Raw genomic sequence first — 21519 nt, forward strand, 5'->3', positions numbered from 1 at the left:
ATGCATAATAAATAAATGATAATTGTCATAAAACCAGATATTTAACAGTAATATTACTTCCTAAAAGTGTAACTATTTGAATCTCAGTTACTATGCGTGCATAATATTTTACTATATTTGAAAAAAATAATTATGGCAACTAAACTTACAGCACTTCTAAATATAAAATACCCCATTATTCAAGCGCCAATGTTTTTGGTTTCTAATGTGGCCATGGTTAAGGAGGCTATGAACGGTGGCATTGCAGGTTGTATTCCTGCCTTAAATTACAGAACACTTGATGAATTGCGTATAGCCTTAAGGGAACTAAAAGCCGCTAAACCTAAAGGTGGTTCTTTTGGGTTTAATTTAATTGTCAATAAATCAAACGTTAAGTATAAAGGACAATTGGCTGTAATTTGTGAAGAAGGTTGCGATTTTATAATTACCTCTTTAGGAAGTCCTGAAGAAACTATAAACCAAGCTCATAAAGCAGGTATTAAAGTGTTTTGTGATGTCACCGATTTAAAATTTGCCAAAAAAGTAGAGGGTCTAGGAGGCGATGCTATTATTGCGGTTAACAACCAGGCTGGAGGCCACCGAGGAAACTTATCACCTGAGGCTTTAATTAAGGAATTGAGTACAAATTGTAACATTCCAGTTATTTCTGCTGGTGGCGTGGGGTGTAAAGCCGATATAGATGAGATGTTAAGCTATGGAGCAGAAGGTGTTTCTGTAGGAAGCCCTTTTATAGCTTCAGAAGAAGCAAATGTAACACACGATTATAAACAAGCCTGTGTGGATTATGGAGCAGATGATATTGTAATGACAGAGCGTATTTCAGGCACACCATGTACCGTAATCAACACACCTTATGTGCAAAAAATTGGGACTAAACAAACCTGGTTAGAATCTGTTTTAAATAAGAACAAAAAACTCAAAAAATGGGTAAAAATGATTCGATTTTCAATAGGTATGAATGCGACTAAAAATGCCGCTACAAAAGCCACTTATAAAACGGTTTGGGTTGCAGGGCCAAGCATTGAACACACCAATAAAATACTACCTACTAAGGATATTGTAAAAAAACTAGTTAATTAACTAAAGCTATATTTTCTAGCTTTTGGTTATTTTTTTTACCAACAAATAAATGAAGAGTCGTACTTGCTGTTAAACCTCCAAGTGAGGTTGCTATCATTTCTCCTGTGTCAAATCGTCCATCTATAATAAACCCATCGTAAATTTCTTTAGATAATCCAGCTAAAGTGGACATTCCTAAACTATACCAAAAGGCTTTTTTCTTATTTTTTGTTTTGGAATAAACTAATGAATATGTTGTGCTAGAAATTACAGCACCCACTCCAAAATGTAAAGCGTCATCTTCAGATATAAATTGCGCACTACAAAAACTTGTAAATGATAAAGCTAATAATACGATAAGCATTTTCATATATAAACATTTATGCAAAACGTAATTTTAGATAATATTTATCAGTTGTTTTATAAATACTGGTTGAATACCCAATTTAATTGGTTCAAAGTGTTTTAATGCCTATTTACACATTAAAATTATTAAATTTGATTTGCACTTCAAGACTTTTAAATTATGAAAATCGAAAATGAATCACAGCTTCGCGAATTATATGGCTACCCTAAAGGGAGGGCTAAAGATAAAGTGCTGAACCATTTAGAAAAGCATGCTATTAATTTTATAAAGACTTCACCTTTTTTAGTGATGTCGACGTCAAGTGCAAAAGGAAAACAAGATGCGTCACCAAGGGGTGGAGCCTCGGGGTTTGTAAAAGTAATTGATGCAAATACATTGATTATTCCGGACTCTAAAGGCAATAATAGGGTAGATAGTATTAGTAATATTGTAGTGACTTCAAATATCGGATTATTGTTTTTAATTCCAGGGATAAATGAAACACTTCGCATTAATGGAAGTGCCTATCTTTCCACTGATAAAAATTATTTAGATTTATTTGCTTCTGAAAATAACTCACCAAAAGCATGTATTGTAGTTTCAGTTGAAGAATCCTTTTTGCATTGCGCTAAAGCCTTTATGCGTTCAAAGCTATGGGATGCATCTGCGCAAATTGAAAGAGATTCATTTCCAACAATAGGGCAAATGCTAAAAGATCAATTAGGTTCTACTGAGGCACCAGAAACTCGTGAAGCTATGGAGAAGCGTTATGAAAACGATTTATAAATCTTGCTCATTAATTCATAAAATAATATCTTTGAATTTATTATAAAGGTTTAGCTTTTGCTAGCTAAAAAGGAATTGTGTTAAAATCACAAGCTGTCGCGCAACTGTAAGTAATGTAAATTACAAGCCAGATACTTCCTTTATATACAGACAAATAGTGCTTTCGCGATTTAGAGCCAAGTTAAGATACATTTAAACGATTATCATTTTTCTTGATGGTTGGTTCTTGCTTCTTTATATCACTGCACAAAATAAAGAAGCTATGAGCAAATCAAAACCATTACGAGGGCCATTATTATGCTGGGATATTTATGCTATGCATTTAGCAGAACAAGCTATTAATTTTAATAAACAAATCGAAGTTGAGTTTTTAAAAGGTTTTAAAGAAAAATTTGGTTGGACATTGGATATTGAAAAACTATTAGCTGAAAATGATTATGAAGCATTAGTTCTTACTAATTTCAATCAAGAGATTAAATGGGTAAACAAAGGGTTTACTAAAATGACAGGATATCCTGCCAATTCTACAAAAGGAAAAAAGCCTAATTTTTTGCAAGGAAAAGATTCCTCCGAAAACACTAAAAAAGCCATTAGAACACATTTAAAATCTGGTAAACACTTTAAAGTACAAATTATTAATTACAAGAAAAATGGCACTCCATATAATTGCGAAATAAAAATCTATCAGCTAAAAGATGAAAGAAATAAAACAACCCATCTTTTAGCTTTAGAAAATCAGATAACTATGTAGCTTAAATGTTACTTCACAGGAATATAAAACTCTGTTTTAAGTTTTTCCTCAACAACTCTATCAGGATGACTAATATAACGCTCTCTTACAGGAGCGTCGCGTAGCTCATAATTATTATTTAATAACCAATCGTTAAAAATATAGTCGTAAACTTCGGCGATGTATTTATAAGAACCTTGGTATAAAAACACAGCAAATTGACCACCTTTTATCGTTTTTATACCAATATCTCCCGTAGGTTTGGCATCCTTATGAATAATTAAACAAGCGTCATACCTAATTTTATTGTCATCTGTAACTTTTGGGTCATCGTGTGGCAAGCCAATCATTTGAATCCCTTTTGTAAATAGTTTTTGTGCTTTTACTTGCCCCCATAATTTTTCCCATGCACTGGCATAATCAAGAGTTTGATATGCACCTTGCATACGGTAATACAGGCATTGTTTATCATCTATATCCTCAATTTTTGGTTTCTTAATATTTAATGTTGTTTTCATAATATTCGTTTTTTTGAATGTGAATAATTTGTTTTTTCGATACTCAGTTGGTGACACCCCAAAATAATTTTTAAAAGCTTTTGATAAAGATGAAGGCGTTTCAAAACCTACACGATAAGCTATCGATTCAATATCCTCTGATGAATATCGAATTATTTTCGCCGCTGTTTCTAGTCGCGTTCTAGAAATGTAAGCGCCAATAGGTTCTCCCAAAAGAGCTCTAGTAATACGATGAAAATGAAACGGTGAAAAATGTGACATCTCAGCAAGCGTTTTTACGTCAATTTTACTATCCAAATTATTGTTTATAAATTCAATAATTACATTTAGTTTTTGTTCGTAAAAGGCTTTATTGGATTGTTTCCGTTTCATTTTTTTGTATTAATACCACAAATATATTCAGAAACTAAAATAGAAACTTTTCCAATCTTGCTAACTTTGATTTCTTGTTTGTAAGTGATGAAAAAATACGTTAAATCAATAAGCTCTTTAGTCAAAATTCATTAAATCTTTTCATAAATTTGAACTATGGAAGACATGCTATTTTATGATAGACTGCAGTTTGCATTTACTATCACGTTCCACTACATTTTCCCTCAGTTAACTATGGGGTTATCCTTGATTATAGTTTTTTATAAAGGCTTGTATTTAAGAAAGAAATTAGAGAAGTATAATGATGCAGCAAAGTTTTTTATGAAAATTTTTGCGGTTAATTTTACTATGGGTGTTATAACAGGAATTCCCATGGAATTTCAATTTGGTACTAATTGGGCAAAATTCTCAGAACTTACAGGTGGTATAATTGGACAAACCTTGGCTATGGAAGGCATGTTTTCATTCTTTTTAGAATCCTCTTTTTTGGCACTCTTTATTTTTGGTGAAAAGTTAATGGGGCAAAAATTACATTTTCTTACTGGATTTTTAGTCTTTTTAGGGTCTTGGGCTAGTGGTTATTTTATATTGGCTACAAACGCTTGGATGCAACACCCCGTAGGTTATGAAATTCTGGATAATGGTAAATTTGTTTTGGAAAATTTTTCAGCATTATTTACTAACCCTTGGTTGCTACCTGCTTTTTTGCATAATCAAATGGCATCCGTGGTTACATCATCTTTTGTTGTGGCGAGTATTGGAGCTTTTTACATTTTAAGAAATAAAAATATAGAACATGGAAAACTGTTTTTAAAAACGGGAGTCATTTTTGGATTAGTTTCAAGTTTGCTTGTCGCTTTTCCAACAGGCGATTGGAACGCTAAAAATGTAGCAAAATACCAACCAGCATCTTTTGCTGCAATGGAAGGTATTTTTGAAACCGAAGAAGCAGGTGCCGAAATAGTCTTAGTTGGCCAACCTAATATGGTTGAGAAAAAGTTGGACAATAAATTAGCAGTTCCTAATATTCTTAGCTTTTTAACCTATCAAGATTGGGATAAGCAAATTGTTGGTATGGACCATTTTGAGGCAGAAGAGTTGCCCGATAATATTCCAGCACTGTATTATTCATATCACATAATGGTTGGTTTAGGTACTATTTTTATTGGATTGATGAGTCTTTCTGCATTCTTCTTGTGGCGAAAAAAAATATATACTATCAAGCCATTACTTTGGGCTATTATGTTTTTAGTACCATTTCCATACATTGCAAATATTACGGGTTGGTATGTTGCAGAATTAGGGCGTCAACCTTTTTTGGTTTATGGTTTATTGCGAACTGCAGATGGCGTTTCGCCTACCGTATCATCAGGAAATACGTTATTTACTTTATTAGGTTTTGTAGCCTTATATATGCTTCTAGGACTATTATTTTTAATACTGGTTGGAAAAACTATTCATCAAGGTCCAAAACATCAAACACATTAACTTATGGAAATATTTTGGTTTTTAATTATAGCAGTTGTTTTGGCTATGTTTTTTGTGTTAGACGGTTATGATTTTGGTGCTGGAATCATTCATTTGTTTTATGCAAAGTCAGAAAAAGATAAAGAGGTTGTTGCAAAATCTGCTGGTTTGTTCTGGGACTCAAACGAAGTTTGGCTAGTCGCCGCTGGTGGTATGTTATTTATGGCATTTCCAACTTTTTATGCATCGGTATTTAGTGGGTTTTATTTGCCATTAATTTTGGTGCTATGGCTTATTATTTTTAGGGCAATTGGCTTAGAATTTAGAAGTCAATTTAATTATCAAATGTGGAAAGATATTTGGGATAAATCCTTTGGTGTATCAAGCCTGTTACTAGCTTTGTTTTTTGGTATTGCCTTGGGTAATATTGTAAGAGGTGTAAATTTAGGAGTGGTTGAGCAAGGCGTTTCAACACACGAAGCACATTTCTTTTTCTTACCGTTGTGGAATTCAAGTTTTAGTCCTTTAACTGAAAACCCTGGAGTTATTGATTGGTTTACACTAATTATTGGTTTTATAAGTGTTGTTACGCTCACCATTCATGGAGCCAATTGGATTATTATTAAAACCAATGCAAGTATAAACTCTAAACTAAAAAATGTCATTTTTAAATTAAACGTTACTTTATTGGTATTGACGATAGTATCTTTAGTGTGTTGGCAAATAGTAAACCCAAAAGCATTAAGTAATTTTACTGAAAAGCCATATTTATTAATATTTCCAATGCTATATCTAACAGGTTTAATTGGCCTATTTTTTATTAAAAAATTCAAGAAAGATAACTATGGTTTTATATGTTCAACCTTATTGATAATTGGCGGTATTTCATCATCATTAGCCTCATTATTTCCGGTATTGTTGCCATCTATAAATGATGTAAATGAATCACTATCCATTTATAACACAGCAGCTTCAGAGTATGGATTATCTGTAGCCATAGGTTGGGGAATTATTGGCATTATTCTAATTTTTGTATATATGATTGTGCAAAAAAGATTAATGGGCGGCAAGATTGACCATATGGATTATGGTCATTAAAGTTTTGAACTTGATTTTGATTTATAAATTAGTTTTAGTTGTCACCTTGAGCGCAGTCGAAAGGTCTTAAAGTTATAAAAATTAAAAGGTTTCGACTGCGTTCAACCAGACATTCTAATGAATGTATTATCAAATATAGTTTTAAGTTTATGACAGATACTTTAATTTCTTTAATAAGTATTTTTATTGGGATTATAGGTGGGAATAGTTTTGGCTTTCTTTTTAAAAAGTATTCATTAGGTTTTATTGGTAATACGATTGCTGGTGTTTTTGGCGGCATTCTTTTTATTAAAGTTTTTGGGCGCTTAGGTTTTAACCCACAAGTAATTATGGCATCTGGAAGTGTTGATGTGTTCTTATTTGTTATAAACACGTTAATGTCTTTTCTAGGAGGCGCCAATGCGGTATTTTTAAGTCATAAATTAATAACTAGATTTTTTAAATAACCTTCATCATATTTATAAACTGTTTTGTTATTTGATATAGAAAATTCGAATGAGATTTGAATATAAGCACCTTCCAAGATTTTGGAAGGAGTTTTTTTGTTTACAACTGCTTATAACTTCACTTTTAGTTAAGTAAGAAAAGTTCTAACTTTGTTTTTCGCCTGAGTTGAGTTATTAAAACGACGTATATCTTATCATTGACCACAAGCTGAAAAATTGACAATAGAATAAGGAATAAAAGAAAAACTTGTTAGTAATTATGTAAACATAATAGGTGTGATGTCCGTCAATAAATTCAATCATAAATTTTCAAAATATGTTATGCGATTCCTCCTTCGTCGGAATGACAAATTGAAATTAAAATTTAGTCCCGATTATTCAAGCATTTTGTACTTTTACAAGCACGATTTAAAAATACAGTATTTCTATGCAATTATCTAAAAAAACTCTCATAGGACGCTTTCAATCTATGACTAAAAATACTCTGATAGAGACTTTAGAGATTGAAATGATTGACTTTGGTGATGATTTTTTAACATTAAAAATGCCAGTAACATCAAAAGTACATCAACCAGATGGCGTACTTCATGGTGGAGCAACAGTGGCATTAGCCGAAACTACAGGAAGTTTTGCAGCCGAAATGTTTTTAGATACCAAAGAGTTTTTTGTACGTGGTATAGAAATTTCTGCCAATCATTTAAAGAGTGTACGTACTGGTAATGTGTATGCTAAAGCGGTATTTATCCATAAAGGACGCACCACACAATTATTTGAAATTCGTGTAACGGATGATAATGATAACTTAATATCATTATGTAAGTTAACCACCATTTCGTTACCTAAAAAGAAATAATGACTTCAAACGATTTTTTTGAGCGTATTGAAGCGCATTTCATTAATCAATTACCATTTGTAGCGTATAGAAAACCTAACAGGGAAGTGGTTACGGCAATGCTTCAGCGCCATAATGATTTAATTTTTACTAAAAATTTTACCGAAAAAGGATTTGTGTTTTCTCCGTTTGATGCTATTGAAAAAACGGTTTTGCTTCCTGATAATACTTCAGAAATTATTAGTTGTTCTCAGTTTTCTGTCATTCCCGCGCAGGCAGGAACCCACTTAGAAAACGACTCAGCTTTAACTGCATCTAAAGATTTTCATATCAACCTTGTAAAACAAGGTGTTGAAGCCATTAATACCTCAGACTTAAAGAAAGTAGTGTTGTCTAGACAGGAAACCATAAGTCTTTCTGAGGAAAACCCAATTGAAATTTTTAAAGGCCTTTTAGCAGCGTATAAATCGGCATTTGTATATTGCTGGTATCATCCAAAAGTAGGACTGTGGTTAGGTGCTACACCAGAAACCTTAATAAAAATTGAAGGTAATCGATTTTCAATTATGGCATTGGCGGGCACACAAGATTACAAAGGTAACTTAGATGTGGTTTGGCAAAATAAAGAACAACAAGAACAGCAATTTGTAACCGATTTTATAGTTGATAATTTAAAACCCTCGGTGGAGAGTTTTAAAGTTTCGGATGTTGAAACCGTAAAAGCGGGTAATTTGGTACATTTAAAAACCATGATTTCTGCACAGCTAAAAAAAGAAACGCCTTTAAAAAATATTATAGAAGCTTTACACCCAACACCTGCTGTTTGCGGATTACCAAAGCAGTTAGCTAAACAATTTATTTTAAAACATGAAAATTATAATCGCGAATTCTACACAGGTTTTTTAGGCGAATTAAATGGCGAAACAACTATTGCACCACGTTCTAGTAAACGTAATATTGAAAATAGGGCATATTCTGTAAAACGAAATAGCACTCAGCTTTATGTGAATTTGCGTTGTATGCAACTAAAAAATAAGCAAGCACTTATTTATGTTGGTGGTGGTATTACCGAAAGCTCTGATGCTGAAAAGGAATGGGAGGAAACGGTAAGTAAAACAAAAATTATAAAAAAAGTGTTGTAAAAAATATTTACAACACTTTAATCTATATTTATTATTAGATTTAATTAGTAGAATACTCTGCCAACTCTAAACTAAAGAAACCAGCGTCTTCTTTAATTTGTCCTATTTCATCATTCCAAAAAACAAACGATTCGTTAATAATATCTGTTGCCGTATATTTATATACTACACAAGAAAATGTACCTGCCGGAACTGTAACTAAAGAATCGATACTAATAACTTCATGAGTAGCAACACCTCCGTCTGCTTGTGTATGCATCCATACATCTCCTAATTGGGAGTTCTTTTTGTATATTTTTGCATCAACATTTATTCCAGCGTCGGCTAAAATAAATTCATCAGTCTCTGTCCATAAATCTGTTCCAGTTAGTACTTCACTAAAGGTTGAGTTTTTTGCTTCTTTATCTATAGAAAAGCCTTCTCCATTACAACCTTTTATGGTTAGAGAGACTTCCCCATTATCTGTACCCAAAGTTTCAATGTTATAAGTCCAAGAGTTACCTTTTTTTAAAAAGGAAATCTCAGATTCATCACAACTTGAAGAGTTGTTTTCATTATCATCGTCTTTAGAGCAATTAAAAAACACTAATACGCATACAAAAAAAGCGGCATGTTTAATTTGAGTAGGTTTTAAGTTCATTGAAAATTATTTAGTTAATATTTTGAAAATATAGTTTTTTAAGAATACTAAGTTATTTGCTATTCCGTATTTTTGTAGCTACACAGAAAATTACATGATAAATCCTAAAATTCCGCTTGCACAAACTGTAATTGAACTTTGTAAAGCCAAAGGGGTTAAGCACATTGTAATTTCCCCTGGTAGTAGAAATGCACCTTTAACAATTGGTTTTACGCACGATTCATTTTTTAAATGTTACAGCATTGTTGATGAGCGTTGTGCTGCTTTTTTTGCTTTAGGGATTGCGCAACAAATTCAAGAGTCAACAGCAGTAGTTTGTACTTCTGGAAGTGCTTTGTTGAATTATTATCCTGCTGTAGCTGAAGCTTTTTATAGTGATATTCCTTTAATAGTTTTATCGGCAGATAGACCAAAACATTTAGTTGGCATAAGGGACGGGCAAACCATAAATCAGAAAAATGTTTTTGAAAACCATATTTTATATTCGGCTAATTTGAAGTTGGATTTAAAAGAAGAAAAACAAGTATCTGAAAACGAAGAACTTCCAATTTTTAAAAATTTAGAAGACAAATTTGAACGTTTATTGGGTTTACAAAAAGATATACAAACGTATAATGAAGAGGAAATAAATACTGCTATAAATTTAACACGTATTAAAAAAGGACCTGTGCATATTAATGTGCCTTTTGATGAACCGCTTTATGAAATGGTAGATGCATTAAGTGTTTCTCCTAAGGTAGTTGATGTTAAGGTAAAGCCTGAAGAAATTGAAGACTATGTTTTAAAATCTTGTATAGAAGGTTGGAATGTGGCTTCAAAAAAAATGATTTTGGTTGGTGTGAATACGCCTAACGCTATTAAACAGAAATGGTTAAATGAATTTGCAGAAGATGAAAGCGTTATAGTACTTACTGAAACAACATCTAATTTACATCATCCCGATTTTTTTCCAAGTATTGATAAGTTGATTGCACCACTTACCGAAGATGAAAAGCAACAATTGCAACCTGATATTTTAATGACGTTTGGTGGCTTAATTGTTTCTAAAAAGATCAAACAATTTTTGCGTAAATACCAACCTAAACACCATTGGCATATTGATAGTAAAATGGCAAACGATACGTTTTTCTGTTTAGATAATCATATAAAAAATACACCTAGTGAATTTTTTGAGGCGTTTTTACCAAGAGTTACGCATTACGTAAAAAGTACTTATAAACAAACTTGGACAGCTGTTAAGCAACACAGAACAAAAAGACACAAGGCTTATATGGAAACTATCCCGTTTTCAGACTTTAAAGTGTTTAATACCGTTTTAAAATCGATTCCTGAGACCTATATTTTGCAATCTGGTAACAGTTCAACCATTCGGTATATGCAGTTATTTAAAATAAATAAAACCATAGACGTGTTTTGTAACAGAGGTACTAGTGGTATTGATGGAAGTACATCTACAGCCATTGGTTGTGCTGTGGTAAATGATAAGCCTACGGTTCTTATAACTGGCGATTTAAGCTTTTTTTACGATAGTAACGCACTTTGGAATAATTACATTCCTAAAAACTTCAGAATTATTATTGTAAACAACAAAGGTGGCGGTATTTTTAGAATATTGCCAGGGCATAAAAATACTGATAATTTTGATGCTTATTTTGAAACAAATCATGATTTAACTGCTGAGCATTTATGTAAAATGTATGGCTTTAAGTATGAATTGGCTAAAGATGAAAAGACTTTGAAGTTGGCTTTAAAATCGTTTTATTCTGAAGATAATCAACCAAAATTATTAGAAATTTTTACACCTAAACGGATTAATGACGAGGTGCTTTTAAATTACTTTGACTTTGTAAAGTAATATTGTGACTTGAAGGTAATTATTGTGTCTAAAAAATAGTTATCTTTAGAACGGTTATCAATTTAAATTATTTTCTAACACATTAAAAGAAATCATTATGAGTAAAAGAGATGAGCTTATTGTAAAATATGCTGCAGATTTAAAAGACAAATGCGGAGTTAACGCAGACATGGATTTATTAACAAAAGTTACTATTGGTTGTGGACCATCAATTTACAATGCTGATGCTTCAACGGTTTCAGGTTCGGATGAGTCAGAGCTTGCTACAGTAAAAAACAATTTCTTAATTAAAAAATTAGGATTGAGTGACGGCCCTAAATTGGATGCAGGTATTGCATCTGTAATGGAAACTTATGGTAAATCTAACCGTAATAAGTATAGAGCTGTAGTTTACTATATGCTAACTAAGCATTTTGGTAAAGAGTCTGTTTACTAGAAATCTGTTTATATATAATATTTAAGCGCTGCATAATTGTAGCGCTTTTTTTTTGTTTAAAATGTTGAGATTATTTAAAGTGTTGACTCTTTTACTAATGTTGTAATTAAGCGCGCAAGGGATTGAACGGTATGTTTGAGCTCGCCGACGCAGGAGGAAGCGAGTAGTAAAAGCCCGACCTTAAAGGGTTGCGCCCAAATAAATATATAGAAAAACAGTGTAAGTTGAGTGGTTATAAACTTAGCTTAAGATTGAAAAATTGTTACCTTTGCGGCATGATAAAATTAGGGGAAATAAATACGTTAGAAATACTTCGCGAAACCGAACACGGTGCTTATTTGATTGATGATGAGGATAACCAGGTGTTATTGCCAAATCGCTACGTGCCAGAAGCATTTAAAATTTGGGAAAAGCTTGATGTTTTTGTGTATTTAGATAATGAACAACGCCCCGTTGCTACCACAGATATGCCTTATGTTAAGCGTGGCGAATTTGCATTATTGCGTTGTAACCAAGTGACTGATTATGGTGCTTTTTTAGATTGGGGTTTGGTAAAGGAATTGTTTTGCCCTTTTAGTGAGCAAGCTTTTAAAATGAAGCAAGGTGGTTGGTATTTGGTACATTGTTACTTGGATGAGAAGACGGATAGGTTAGTGGCATCGAGTAAAACAAACCGTTTTTTAGATAATAGTGAGTTAACGGTTAGTGAATTTGATGAAGTAGATTTGATAGTGTCGCATCCATCTGATATTGGCATGAATGTTATTGTGAATAAAATCCATATGGGTTTGATTTACAAAGACAGTATTTTTAAAGATTTAAGTATTGGTGATAAACTTAAAGGGATAGTTAAAAAAGTAAGGCTTGGTAATAAGCTTGATATTGCTTTAGGTCAAGTAGGTTATAGAAATATAGAACCTAATGCAGACCTTATAATGAAAGAACTACAAGATAATAGTGGCTACTTAAATTTAACTGATAAATCTAGCCCAGAAGCTATAAAAGACCTTTTACAGATGAGTAAAAAGAACTTTAAAAAGGCCGTGGGGACTTTGTATAAAAAGCGTTTAATTGAAATTAAACCAGATGGTATTTATCTAGTTTAAAGAAAATAAACTACTACTTTTTATTTTGTTGTAAACGTTATTTATAGCTTCGTAAATATTGTCGTAATCTACTTTTTCTGAAACGCAAAAGTCATTTTCTATTTCGGCATTCATTTTTCCTGCTAAATCGTGTCCAACAACACCATAGGCATATAAATTTTTTGCTTTTTCTTTATATTGAGGCGTATCTATAAGATTTACTGAATATGAATTAACACGATTAGCAATAACGCCGTAAGGTTGCGAGTTTCCGAAATAAGAGTTTAATTCATCAATTATTATTGAAGCATTATTCATATCAAAATGAACTCCTTCATTAAGCTCAACAACCGCTACATGGTTGAAAAAAAAGATGTTCCCTAATTGACTCTCTACGAATTTAATAATTTGATTTGAAAAATCAGATTCTATTATTTTCATTTTGTTGCAAATCTATTCCTCGTTGCTCTAGGTGAGTTAAAATTTAAATGGCAAATTTGAGTTACCTAAATTATGACACAAAAAATAATAATAAGTCACAGAAATTTCAAAAAAAATGATGTTTTGAAATAGCGCTTGCAAATATGTAATGCCTGTATAGCATAATAGGTTAAATGTTTGATAGTTAAATTATTATGTAATATTCTTTTTGATTGATAAAAAAAATCAAAAAAAATTGGGGTTTTAGTGTGTTTAATTAATGAATTGTTAGGTTTTAAATCTATTCATTGCTTAATGTTTATCAGGTAACAGTGTTTTAACTTTAACATTTACTAATTTCGTAATTTAAAGAAGTCTTTTTAAGAAATTAATTTAATGGTTTTGTGTTTGAAGTTTTAGTGAATAGCATTCCAAATTTAGTATTTTTGCCACATGATAAATCAAGACACTATTGTAGCTTTAGCAACACCCTCTGGTGCAGGTGCTATTGCTGTGGTTAGACTCTCTGGGACGGATGCTATAACGATAGTAGATTCGTGTTTTCAATCTATAAAAAGCCAAAAGACGCTTAGCGTTCAAAAAACACATACCATTCATTTGGGTCATATTATCGACGAAGGTAGAACTATTGATGAAGTTTTGGTTTCCGTTTTTAAAAATCCTAATTCTTATACAGGAGAGGATGTTGTAGAGGTGTCTTGTCATGGTTCAAATTATATCCAACAGGAAATAATACAATTATTTGTCAGGAAGGGGGGCAGAATGGCAACTGCGGGTGAATTTACGCTTCGTGCTTTTTTAAACGCTAAATTAGATTTATCGCAAGCTGAAGCTGTTGCCGATTTAATTTCTAGTGATAATGAAGCGTCTCATCAAATTGCTATGCAACAAATGCGTGGTGGTTTTTCATCAGAAATTGCTAAACTGCGCGAAGAACTTTTAAATTTTGCATCTTTAATTGAATTAGAACTCGATTTTGCTGAAGAGGATGTTGAATTTGCAGATAGAACTCAGTTTAAAGATTTAATAGAGCGCATTCGGTTTGTATTGAAACGTTTAATAGATAGTTTTGCTGTTGGTAATGTGATTAAAAACGGAATTCCAGTGGCCATTGTTGGAGAGCCTAATGTTGGAAAATCTACACTTTTAAATGCGTTATTGAACGAGGAACGTGCCATAGTTTCTGATATTGCAGGTACGACTAGAGATACTATTGAAGATGAAATTTCAATAGGAGGGATTGGTTTCCGGTTTATTGATACTGCAGGTATAAGAGAAACCAAAGATGTTGTAGAAAGTATTGGTATTAAGAAAACCTTTGAGAAAATAGACCAAGCCCAAGTAGTTATTTATTTGTTTGATGCTTCGGATTTTAAAACGACAAGTACAACCTTTAAAGTTGAAATTGAGAAAATAAAAAATAAATATCCGCAAAAGCCACTTGTTATAATTGCTAATAAAGTTGATAAGGTTTCTGAGGAGGAAAAAACTGCGCTTAAGTCTGATATACTAAATCTTACTTTGTTGTCTGCAAAAAGTGGGAGCGGAGTTTACGGGCTTAAAAACCTGTTACTCAGTTTTGTAAATACTGGTGCGCTAAGAAATAATGATACTATAGTTACAAATTCTCGACATTATGACTCTTTATTGAAAGCTTTTGAAGAGATTGATAAAGTCCAACAGGGTTTAGATTCTGGATTATCAGGCGACTTATTAGCTATTGATATTCGCCAGGCTTTGTATCACTTTGGTGAAATTACTGGTGAAATTACTAATGATGATTTGTTGGGTAATATCTTTGCTAATTTCTGTATTGGGAAGTAGATATATTAATACTTCTACCTCTTTTTTGCTTAAATATTTAACAACATTATTTTTATTTTAAGTAAGTAAAAGCTTATAATTATTTGATTGTATTAAAAATAAATCGATAAAAAGATTGTTTTTAACGATAAATTACATAAATTCGCACTTTAAACCCTTAAATCTACGACATGAAAGTGAAGATTATTTTATTTAGTTTAGGCCTTTTCCTGTTTACAAGCATTGGTTTTGCTCAAAAAAAGAAAGGACCAAAAAGTTTTATTAGTGAAAAAGTAACAATTAGCAAGTATCATAATAAAGGTGAATTGGAACGTTTACAAAAAGGACAATTAATTGCTTTATATTCTGAAAGGATACAAGTACTTGTAAGAACTTTGCCTTATGTTGCTTTTGCAACAAAACCTGGAATAACTATGGCCTCTTTAGGGATTCAAAATAGTAACGATAATAAAAAAGCTTTAGATAGTCAGTTTGAGGCTACCGATAACTATATTGAGGAATCTAAAGAGTTTCATTTAGAATATTTACCATATTCTGATACAGGTAATTTAATTGCAGGAATATTATTTTATGAAGAGATAATGAAATCACTTCATCAATATAATGATTTTCGCTAAGTACAGATAAATTTTATAAATGACTTTGCTCTTTTCTTGAGCATGTATTTTTATGATGTTTAGTTTTTAAATATGTTCTGTTTAAAATGGAAGATATTTAAAAACTAAACATTTTTTTTTAGACAGTCTCTGCAATTTGAAAGATTAAGATAAAATTTTTGCTTTTTTTTGACTCTTGTTGCATTTCATCGATTATTAATCTTTCATAAAAGGTACATTTAGTGTATTTCAACGAAATAATTGGTATTTCATAGATATTTTTGTATTTTTGAGGACTAGATTTTAAGAAATACTTTTAGTTTTTATCTAAAATAATTGACTATGAAAAACTTTACCCAAATCATTTTCATACTTCTTTTTTTATCGGCAAATAGTTATGCCCAACAAGAAAAAGGGATAGTAGGTGAAAGCAACTGGCTTAATAATTGGACAGAATTTAAGCCTAACCAAGAGGAATATGGAGAGCCTACAAAAATATTAACAGGTAAGATTACTGAAAATACAACACTTTATAAAAGAGAAGTGTACCTTTTACTAGGAAGTGTTTTTGTAACTAATGATGCAACATTAACAATAGAGCCTGGTACAGTAATTATTGGCGACTATAAATCAAAAGGGTCTCTTACTATTTCAAAGAATTCAACTATAATTGCTGATGGATTAAAAACCGATCCAATAGTTTTTACATCAAACAGAAGTGTTAAAAGAGCTGGAGATTGGGGAGGAATTACTATTCTTGGTGATGCACCCTCTAATAAATTTGGTAATGGTTCTGTGGCATCTTTTCATAATCAGTTTAATGAAATAGCTAGCGGAATAGCAAATTATGGAGGCGAAAATGTTGATGATAATTCTGGAATTTTAAGATATGTTAGAATTGAGTTTGCAGGTAAACGTGTTGATAATGGAAGTTATTTTAATGGTTTATTGTTAGCTGGTGTTGGTAATACTACAGTTATAGAAAATATTATGATAAGCTATTCTGCTGGAAATGCTTTTGAAGTGTTAGGAGGAACAGTTAGGATGAATAACATGATTTCCTATAGAACTAATAGAAATGACTATAAATTTAATTATGGTGCTCAATGTAGTTTATTTAACTCTTTAGCAGTAAGGTCTCCATACGTTTCAAGTAGTGATGGTTCAAGAAGTTTGCAAATTTTATCATATAATAAAAAAGAAGAGGTTGATTTTACTAAAAAAGGAACTTCTTTAGTAGCTGAAAATTTAACTTTTTTAAATGATAGTAAAGATTTAGAAACAGATATTAAAATGAACTTGGTTCAAGAAGCTGTTTATATTGGAGAAAATGCTACTCTAACAATGAGTAAAAGTGTTATTTCTGGGTTTAATCCAGCAGTGATTTTGTACGAGAATATAATTGTAAATCAAGAAAGCTTAGAGAAGATTAACTTTAATGCTATGTTGTTTAATAATTGTAACGGCAATATTTTTGTAGATGGCAATTATAATAATGAAGACTTAGAAAACTGGTATGGTAACAGCGCTTTTTTTAATGTTTACTCTAAAGGCGATAATTTTGAAACTTTTATAGATACTAGAAGTCTTAAAAAACCAGATTACAGATTACGAATTAATAAAATTATTGCATCAAACGAAGTAGATTCAGACTTAAAAACGGATTAAAATTTAAAAGATAAGACGCTAGACTTTTGTACTTTCCTATTTACCCTCTATTATATCTTGGAAATTATTTAATAATTCTAACCAAAGACGTTAGAAGGTTTTAGTTTCTAGACGTTTTATTTAAGTAAATAAAATTGTATGAGAAACTTTACGAGATTTTATGTTATTGTTTTTTTTATTTTCTTTTTAAATGAAACTACCAATGCTCAATTTATTGGTAAACCTAGTTTTGTTTTTACGCAGGCATGCGCAAGCCCTTCATTTAATACATATAATATAACTTTTACTTTTTCACCAGAATCGGCGTTTGAATCAACTAATCAATTTATAGCAGAACTATCAGATGGTACAGGAAGTTTTTCTAGTCCTACAGTAATTTATACTTCTGGTACAGCAATGGCATCACCAGTTAATTTTAGTTTTTCATTACCAGAAACAACAGCAGGTGAAGCTTTCAGAATAAGAATAAAAAGTACTGCTCCTTCTATAATTAGTTCCAGCTCAAAGTCTTTTCCAGCGTATTATAAAGCCCATGATATAGATTTTTCAATCAATAATTTAATAGAAACAGCAGTGTATTGTTCAGGAGGTAGTTATTTATTAACTATTGACGACATTAATAAATTCCCAGGCGATTCTCCATTAAAACATCCTTTTTTAACTTATAAATGGTATAAGGGAGAAAACCCGCCATCAGGTGATTTTGTATCAGACGGACAAACATTATCTGTAAACGAACCAGGGACTTATTTTGTAAGAACAAATTATGGTTCATGTACTACCCAATCAATTTCAAATGGAGTTACAATAAGCGAAGTTTCATCAAGTACAACTAGTAATATAAATTCTAGTTTGGGTAATCCGTATTGTATAACAGATGGTCCAACTACTTTAAGTGCTATAAATGCTAATGGATATCAATGGTTTAAGGATGGTAAAGCAATTTCAGGAGCAACAAATCAAATGTATGAAACTAACGAGCCTGGAGAATACTCGGTTAGCATCGATTTGGGTAATTGTATGACTAGTGCTCTCATAGATCTTGACAATACAGGATTTTCAAGTAGTATTGACGTTGATGATGTTAATGATATCGATGAAGATGGAGGAGAAACGTTACTCGCTACTGTTACTACTACGGCAAATAACCCAGAATTTAAATGGTATTTAAATGACTCGATAATTAATGGAGTAACTGCCAATAGCTATGACGTTACTCAATCGGGTTCGTATAAAGTGGTAATTACACAAAATACAGGATGTAATGCTTCAACTGAATTTTTATTTATAGTAAGATCTGCATTTCCAAATGTTGAAAAAATACCAAATATTATTACACCTATAAATAATAAGTGGGTCATTCCTAAAAAATATGTTAACGGTACAAATACTCAGGTACTTATAATAAGCTCTCAAGGCAAAACAGTATTTCGAACAAATAATTATCAAAACAATTGGCCAGAAAATCAATTAGATTTTAAAGATATAAACCCTTTGTATTATTACATTATAACTACATCGGACGGTAAAACAAAAAAAGGCTCAATTATGATCATCAAATAAAGTGAAAAACTATCTATTACATATAGTTATATTTTTTTGCATTGCGCAAAATTTCCATTCTCAAGAGGGTGGAGCTGTTGCACTTAATATACCAGCTAGAAATTCTTTAAAATTTAATAGACAGTTTATCAATCCAACTTTTAGTTTTGTTAGGGAGTCAAATAAATATATAAGTTTTAATAATAAACGAGAATGGGTGCAATTTGATAATGCGCCGCAAACTTATTTATTTGGATATTCTGGCAGATTTCGAGAAAACATAGGTGCTGGTGTTACCTTATTTCAACAAGATTATGGTGTGCTAACAACTTTTGGAGGGGTGGTAAATTTCGCTTATAATGCGGTTTTGAATAGAGATAATAATCTAACTTTTGGTATTAACCTTGGGTTTTATAACAGTGGACTAAATGATGGTAATGTAGTTACCAATTTTCCAGATTCAACACTTGACAACTTCCCATCAAATTCAATAATTTCAATAAACCCAGGAATAAATTACGGTACTGATTTTTTTGATTTTGGTATTTCTGTAAAAAACCTAGTATCCTATAATTTCACTAATTCTAAAATGATAGAGGATAACCCTGAACAAGGTATACAAGGACACATAATGTACACAGGTTATATAAATAGCCGTGGCTTTTTTGACGAAAGTAAATTTTCAGGTTTAATAAGTTCTGAGTTTAAAAAAGATCAAACCATAATCTCGGGGATGATAATGTTAATGGTGCCAAAAGGTATTTGGATGCAAGCAGGATACAATAGTTTGTACGCCGCTTCTGCTGGTATTGGTTTAAACATTTCATCAAATATTGCTATTGAATACAATTTTGAAAAAGGAGTTGGTGGATTTTCAACTTTTGGAAATTCTCATGATATTACCTTAGCCTATAAATTTATAAATAATAACAGATATAATTATAGTGGTGATGATGAGGAGGAAGCATTGCTAATAGCTTCAAAGAAGAAAAATAAAAGGATTGCTAAACGCAGAAATTCATCAAAACCTGTAATACGTAAGGAAGTAAAACCTGTAGTTGCAGATACTAAGTCTGTTAATTCTGATGAAGTAAATACAAATAAAACAGAAGCTGCAAGAATTAAAGCAGAAGAAGCTACAAAAGCAAAAGCGATAGAAGTAGCACGTGTTCAAGCCGAACAGGAAGCGCAAGCTAAAATAGCAGAAGCTGCAAGAATTAAAGCAGAAGAAGCTACAAAAGCAAAAGCTATAGAAGCAGCACGTGTTCAAGCTGAACAAGAAGCACAAGCTAAAATAGTGGAAGCTGCAAGAATTAAAGCAGAAGAAGCTACAAAAGCAAAAGCTATAGAAGCAGCACGTGTTCAAGCCGAACAGGAAGCACAAGCTAAAATAGCAGAAGCTGCAAGAATTAAAGCAGAAAAAGCTACAAAAGCAAAAGCGATAGAAGTAGCACGTGTTCAAGCCGAACAGGAAGTACAAGCTAAAATAGTGGAAGCGGCAAGAATTAAAGCAGAAGAAGCTACAAAAGCAAAAGCTATAGAAGTAGCACGTGTTCAAGCTGAACAAGAAGCACAAGCTAAAATAGTGGAAGCTGCAAGAATTAAAGCAGAAGAAGCTACAAAAGCAAAAGTGATAGAAGTAGCACGTGTTCAAGCCGAACAGGAAGCACAAGCTAAAATAGCAGAAGCTGCAAGAATAAAAGCTGAAGCTAAATTGGTTGAAGAAGAAAGAACTAAGGCAACGAAGGAAACCCAAATTGAAGAGATTGCTCTTGATGAAGTTTTGATTGAATTTAAAAAATCTGCTGAAGCGTCTAATAACGCTCAACAAGAGTTACTGAGTCAATTGAACGAAAAAGTGGCAATTAAACAACAAGATTTAGATGATTTAAAAGAGGAGAATGACTTGAGTGAACAAGGTATTGTCAGTGCTCCAAAGGCTTTTAAAAGTGTTTCAGCAGAAAATGCCGAAATAGAAAGCTTGAAACTTAAAATTGATAATGCTTTTGTAACAGGAAATGCAAAAATTACCGAAATAGAGACACTCTACAAAAAAAGACTTAAGAAGGTAAAAGATAAAAATGACGCTGTAAATATTGCATATGCTAATACTATTGCTGAATTAAAATCTGAACAATTAAAAATTCAAAATAGAAGACAAAAATTAATCTTATCATTAAGTGATATAAAAGTGGCTACGGATTTTGAAAGAAGAAGAAGAATTAAGCGTGCGGAATATGATAATGAAGATGATAGGTATATTAAAGATAGAGCAGCTTTAGAACGTATTAAGAAGTTTACTAAGTCAGCTACAACTCCATTAACCAAAGATGATTTTGATTATGGAGAAGAACTTAGCAATATTCAAATTGTAAAAGGTGTAAATAATGTTGATGATGGGTATTATTTAGTAGTTGCAGTTCATAACGATGTAAGTAAGAGGGATGAGTTTTTAGAGAAAGCTGTTGCTGCTGGAGAAAAAGACATCAATTTCTTCTTTGACTTAAATACTAGTAAATACTACATCTATTATGAGAGGTTTAATAATATAGGTCAAGCTAAAAACTCTTTAGATGCTAATAAAGGCAATAAGGCATACAACAGTAAAATGTCTCTGGTTAAAATTGAAAACTAGA

General features: G+C 31.8%; 20 protein-coding genes and 1 riboswitch. Of the genes, 16 read left to right on the forward strand and 4 right to left on the reverse strand.

The window, feature by feature from the left end; genetic code table 11:
- Window positions 1-132 precede the first annotated feature (132 nt).
- Window positions 133-1080, forward strand: a complete 948-nt coding sequence (locus Q0870_RS06920) for a nitronate monooxygenase (RefSeq protein WP_298553675.1) — start codon at window positions 133-135, stop codon at window positions 1078-1080.
- On the opposite strand, the gene Q0870_RS06925 is transcribed toward Q0870_RS06920, so the two are convergent.
- A complete protein-coding gene (locus tag Q0870_RS06925; protein ID WP_298553678.1) occupies window positions 1073-1429 on the reverse strand; it encodes a hypothetical protein in 357 nt (118 codons plus the stop codon). The two genes, Q0870_RS06920 and Q0870_RS06925, sit on opposite strands and share 8 nt — an antisense overlap.
- Before the next feature lie 156 nt (window positions 1430-1585).
- Here Q0870_RS06925 and Q0870_RS06930 point away from each other — a divergent pair, with 156 nt between their 5' ends.
- Window positions 1586-2191, forward strand: coding sequence for a pyridoxamine 5'-phosphate oxidase family protein (locus Q0870_RS06930; protein WP_298553681.1), 606 nt, complete (start codon window positions 1586-1588; stop codon window positions 2189-2191).
- A 28-nt stretch (window positions 2192-2219) separates the two neighbouring features.
- Window positions 2220-2349: riboswitch (cobalamin riboswitch) on the forward strand.
- Between the two features lie 104 nt (window positions 2350-2453).
- Window positions 2454-2942 (forward strand): PAS domain-containing protein, encoded by a 489-nt coding sequence (locus Q0870_RS06935; RefSeq protein ID WP_298553684.1) that lies wholly within the window; start codon window positions 2454-2456, stop codon window positions 2940-2942.
- 8 nt (window positions 2943-2950) lie between these two features.
- On the opposite strand, the gene Q0870_RS06940 is transcribed toward Q0870_RS06935, so the two are convergent.
- A complete protein-coding gene (locus Q0870_RS06940; protein WP_298553688.1) occupies window positions 2951-3811 on the reverse strand; it encodes an AraC family transcriptional regulator in 861 nt (286 codons plus the stop codon).
- A 156-nt stretch (window positions 3812-3967) separates the two neighbouring features.
- On the opposite strand from Q0870_RS06940, the gene Q0870_RS06945 reads away from it, so the two are divergent.
- From Q0870_RS06945 to Q0870_RS06965, 5 genes are all read left to right on the forward strand, one after another.
- Window positions 3968-5299 (forward strand): cytochrome ubiquinol oxidase subunit I, encoded by a 1332-nt coding sequence (locus Q0870_RS06945; RefSeq protein WP_298553690.1) that lies wholly within the window; start codon window positions 3968-3970, stop codon window positions 5297-5299.
- A 3-nt stretch (window positions 5300-5302) separates the two neighbouring features.
- On the forward strand, window positions 5303-6376 hold the full coding sequence (cydB, locus tag Q0870_RS06950; protein WP_298553692.1) for a cytochrome d ubiquinol oxidase subunit II: 1074 nt from the start codon (window positions 5303-5305) through the stop codon (window positions 6374-6376).
- Window positions 6377-6525: 149 nt separating this feature from the next.
- Window positions 6526-6822 (forward strand): hypothetical protein, encoded by a 297-nt coding sequence (locus Q0870_RS06955; protein ID WP_298553694.1) that lies wholly within the window; start codon window positions 6526-6528, stop codon window positions 6820-6822.
- A 427-nt stretch (window positions 6823-7249) separates the two neighbouring features.
- Window positions 7250-7675, forward strand: a complete 426-nt coding sequence (locus tag Q0870_RS06960; protein ID WP_298553695.1) for a hotdog fold thioesterase — start codon at window positions 7250-7252, stop codon at window positions 7673-7675.
- A complete protein-coding gene (locus tag Q0870_RS06965; protein ID WP_298553697.1) occupies window positions 7675-8796 on the forward strand; it encodes a chorismate-binding protein in 1122 nt (373 codons plus the stop codon). Before Q0870_RS06960 ends, Q0870_RS06965 begins: the two co-directional genes overlap by 1 nt.
- A 40-nt stretch (window positions 8797-8836) precedes the next feature.
- On the opposite strand, the gene Q0870_RS06970 is transcribed toward Q0870_RS06965, so the two are convergent.
- Window positions 8837-9436 (reverse strand): hypothetical protein, encoded by a 600-nt coding sequence (locus Q0870_RS06970; RefSeq protein ID WP_298553699.1) that lies wholly within the window; start codon window positions 9434-9436, stop codon window positions 8837-8839.
- A 94-nt stretch (window positions 9437-9530) separates the two neighbouring features.
- Here Q0870_RS06970 and Q0870_RS06975 point away from each other — a divergent pair, with 94 nt between their 5' ends.
- The 3 genes from Q0870_RS06975 (at window position 9531) to Q0870_RS06985 (ending at window position 12833) form a co-directional block, all read left to right on the forward strand.
- Complete coding sequence (locus tag Q0870_RS06975; protein WP_298553702.1) at window positions 9531-11291, forward strand: thiamine pyrophosphate-binding protein; 1761 nt, start codon at window positions 9531-9533, stop codon at window positions 11289-11291.
- 97 nt (window positions 11292-11388) lie between these two features.
- A complete protein-coding gene (locus Q0870_RS06980) occupies window positions 11389-11727 on the forward strand; it encodes a DUF2853 family protein (protein WP_298553705.1) in 339 nt (112 codons plus the stop codon).
- 275 nt (window positions 11728-12002) lie between these two features.
- Window positions 12003-12833, forward strand: coding sequence for a S1-like domain-containing RNA-binding protein (locus Q0870_RS06985; protein ID WP_298553708.1), 831 nt, complete (start codon window positions 12003-12005; stop codon window positions 12831-12833).
- Here the strand turns inward: Q0870_RS06985 and Q0870_RS06990 are convergent.
- Window positions 12825-13253: a hypothetical protein gene (locus Q0870_RS06990; RefSeq protein ID WP_298553711.1), complete on the reverse strand. Its 429-nt coding sequence runs from the start codon at window positions 13251-13253 to the stop codon at window positions 12825-12827. The two genes, Q0870_RS06985 and Q0870_RS06990, sit on opposite strands and share 9 nt — an antisense overlap.
- Before the next feature lie 432 nt (window positions 13254-13685).
- Here Q0870_RS06990 and mnmE point away from each other — a divergent pair, with 432 nt between their 5' ends.
- From mnmE to Q0870_RS07015, 5 genes are all read left to right on the forward strand, one after another.
- Entirely contained in the window at window positions 13686-15077 is a 1392-nt protein-coding gene (gene mnmE / locus Q0870_RS06995; protein WP_298553713.1) for a tRNA uridine-5-carboxymethylaminomethyl(34) synthesis GTPase MnmE, read from the forward strand.
- 170 nt (window positions 15078-15247) lie between these two features.
- Window positions 15248-15694: a hypothetical protein gene (locus Q0870_RS07000; RefSeq protein ID WP_298553715.1), complete on the forward strand. Its 447-nt coding sequence runs from the start codon at window positions 15248-15250 to the stop codon at window positions 15692-15694.
- Window positions 15695-16015: 321 nt separating this feature from the next.
- Window positions 16016-17341, forward strand: a complete 1326-nt coding sequence (locus tag Q0870_RS07005) for a hypothetical protein (protein ID WP_298553718.1) — start codon at window positions 16016-16018, stop codon at window positions 17339-17341.
- Window positions 17342-17479: 138 nt separating this feature from the next.
- Complete coding sequence (locus Q0870_RS07010; RefSeq protein ID WP_298553721.1) at window positions 17480-18904, forward strand: gliding motility-associated C-terminal domain-containing protein; 1425 nt, start codon at window positions 17480-17482, stop codon at window positions 18902-18904.
- A 1-nt stretch (window position 18905) separates the two neighbouring features.
- A complete protein-coding gene (locus Q0870_RS07015) occupies window positions 18906-21518 on the forward strand; it encodes a PorP/SprF family type IX secretion system membrane protein (RefSeq protein ID WP_298553724.1) in 2613 nt (870 codons plus the stop codon).
- Window position 21519 lies beyond the last annotated feature (1 nt).

The sequence above is a fragment of the uncultured Algibacter sp. genome (genome assembly GCF_947487575.1).
Lineage (GTDB): Bacteria > Bacteroidota > Bacteroidia > Flavobacteriales > Flavobacteriaceae > Algibacter_B.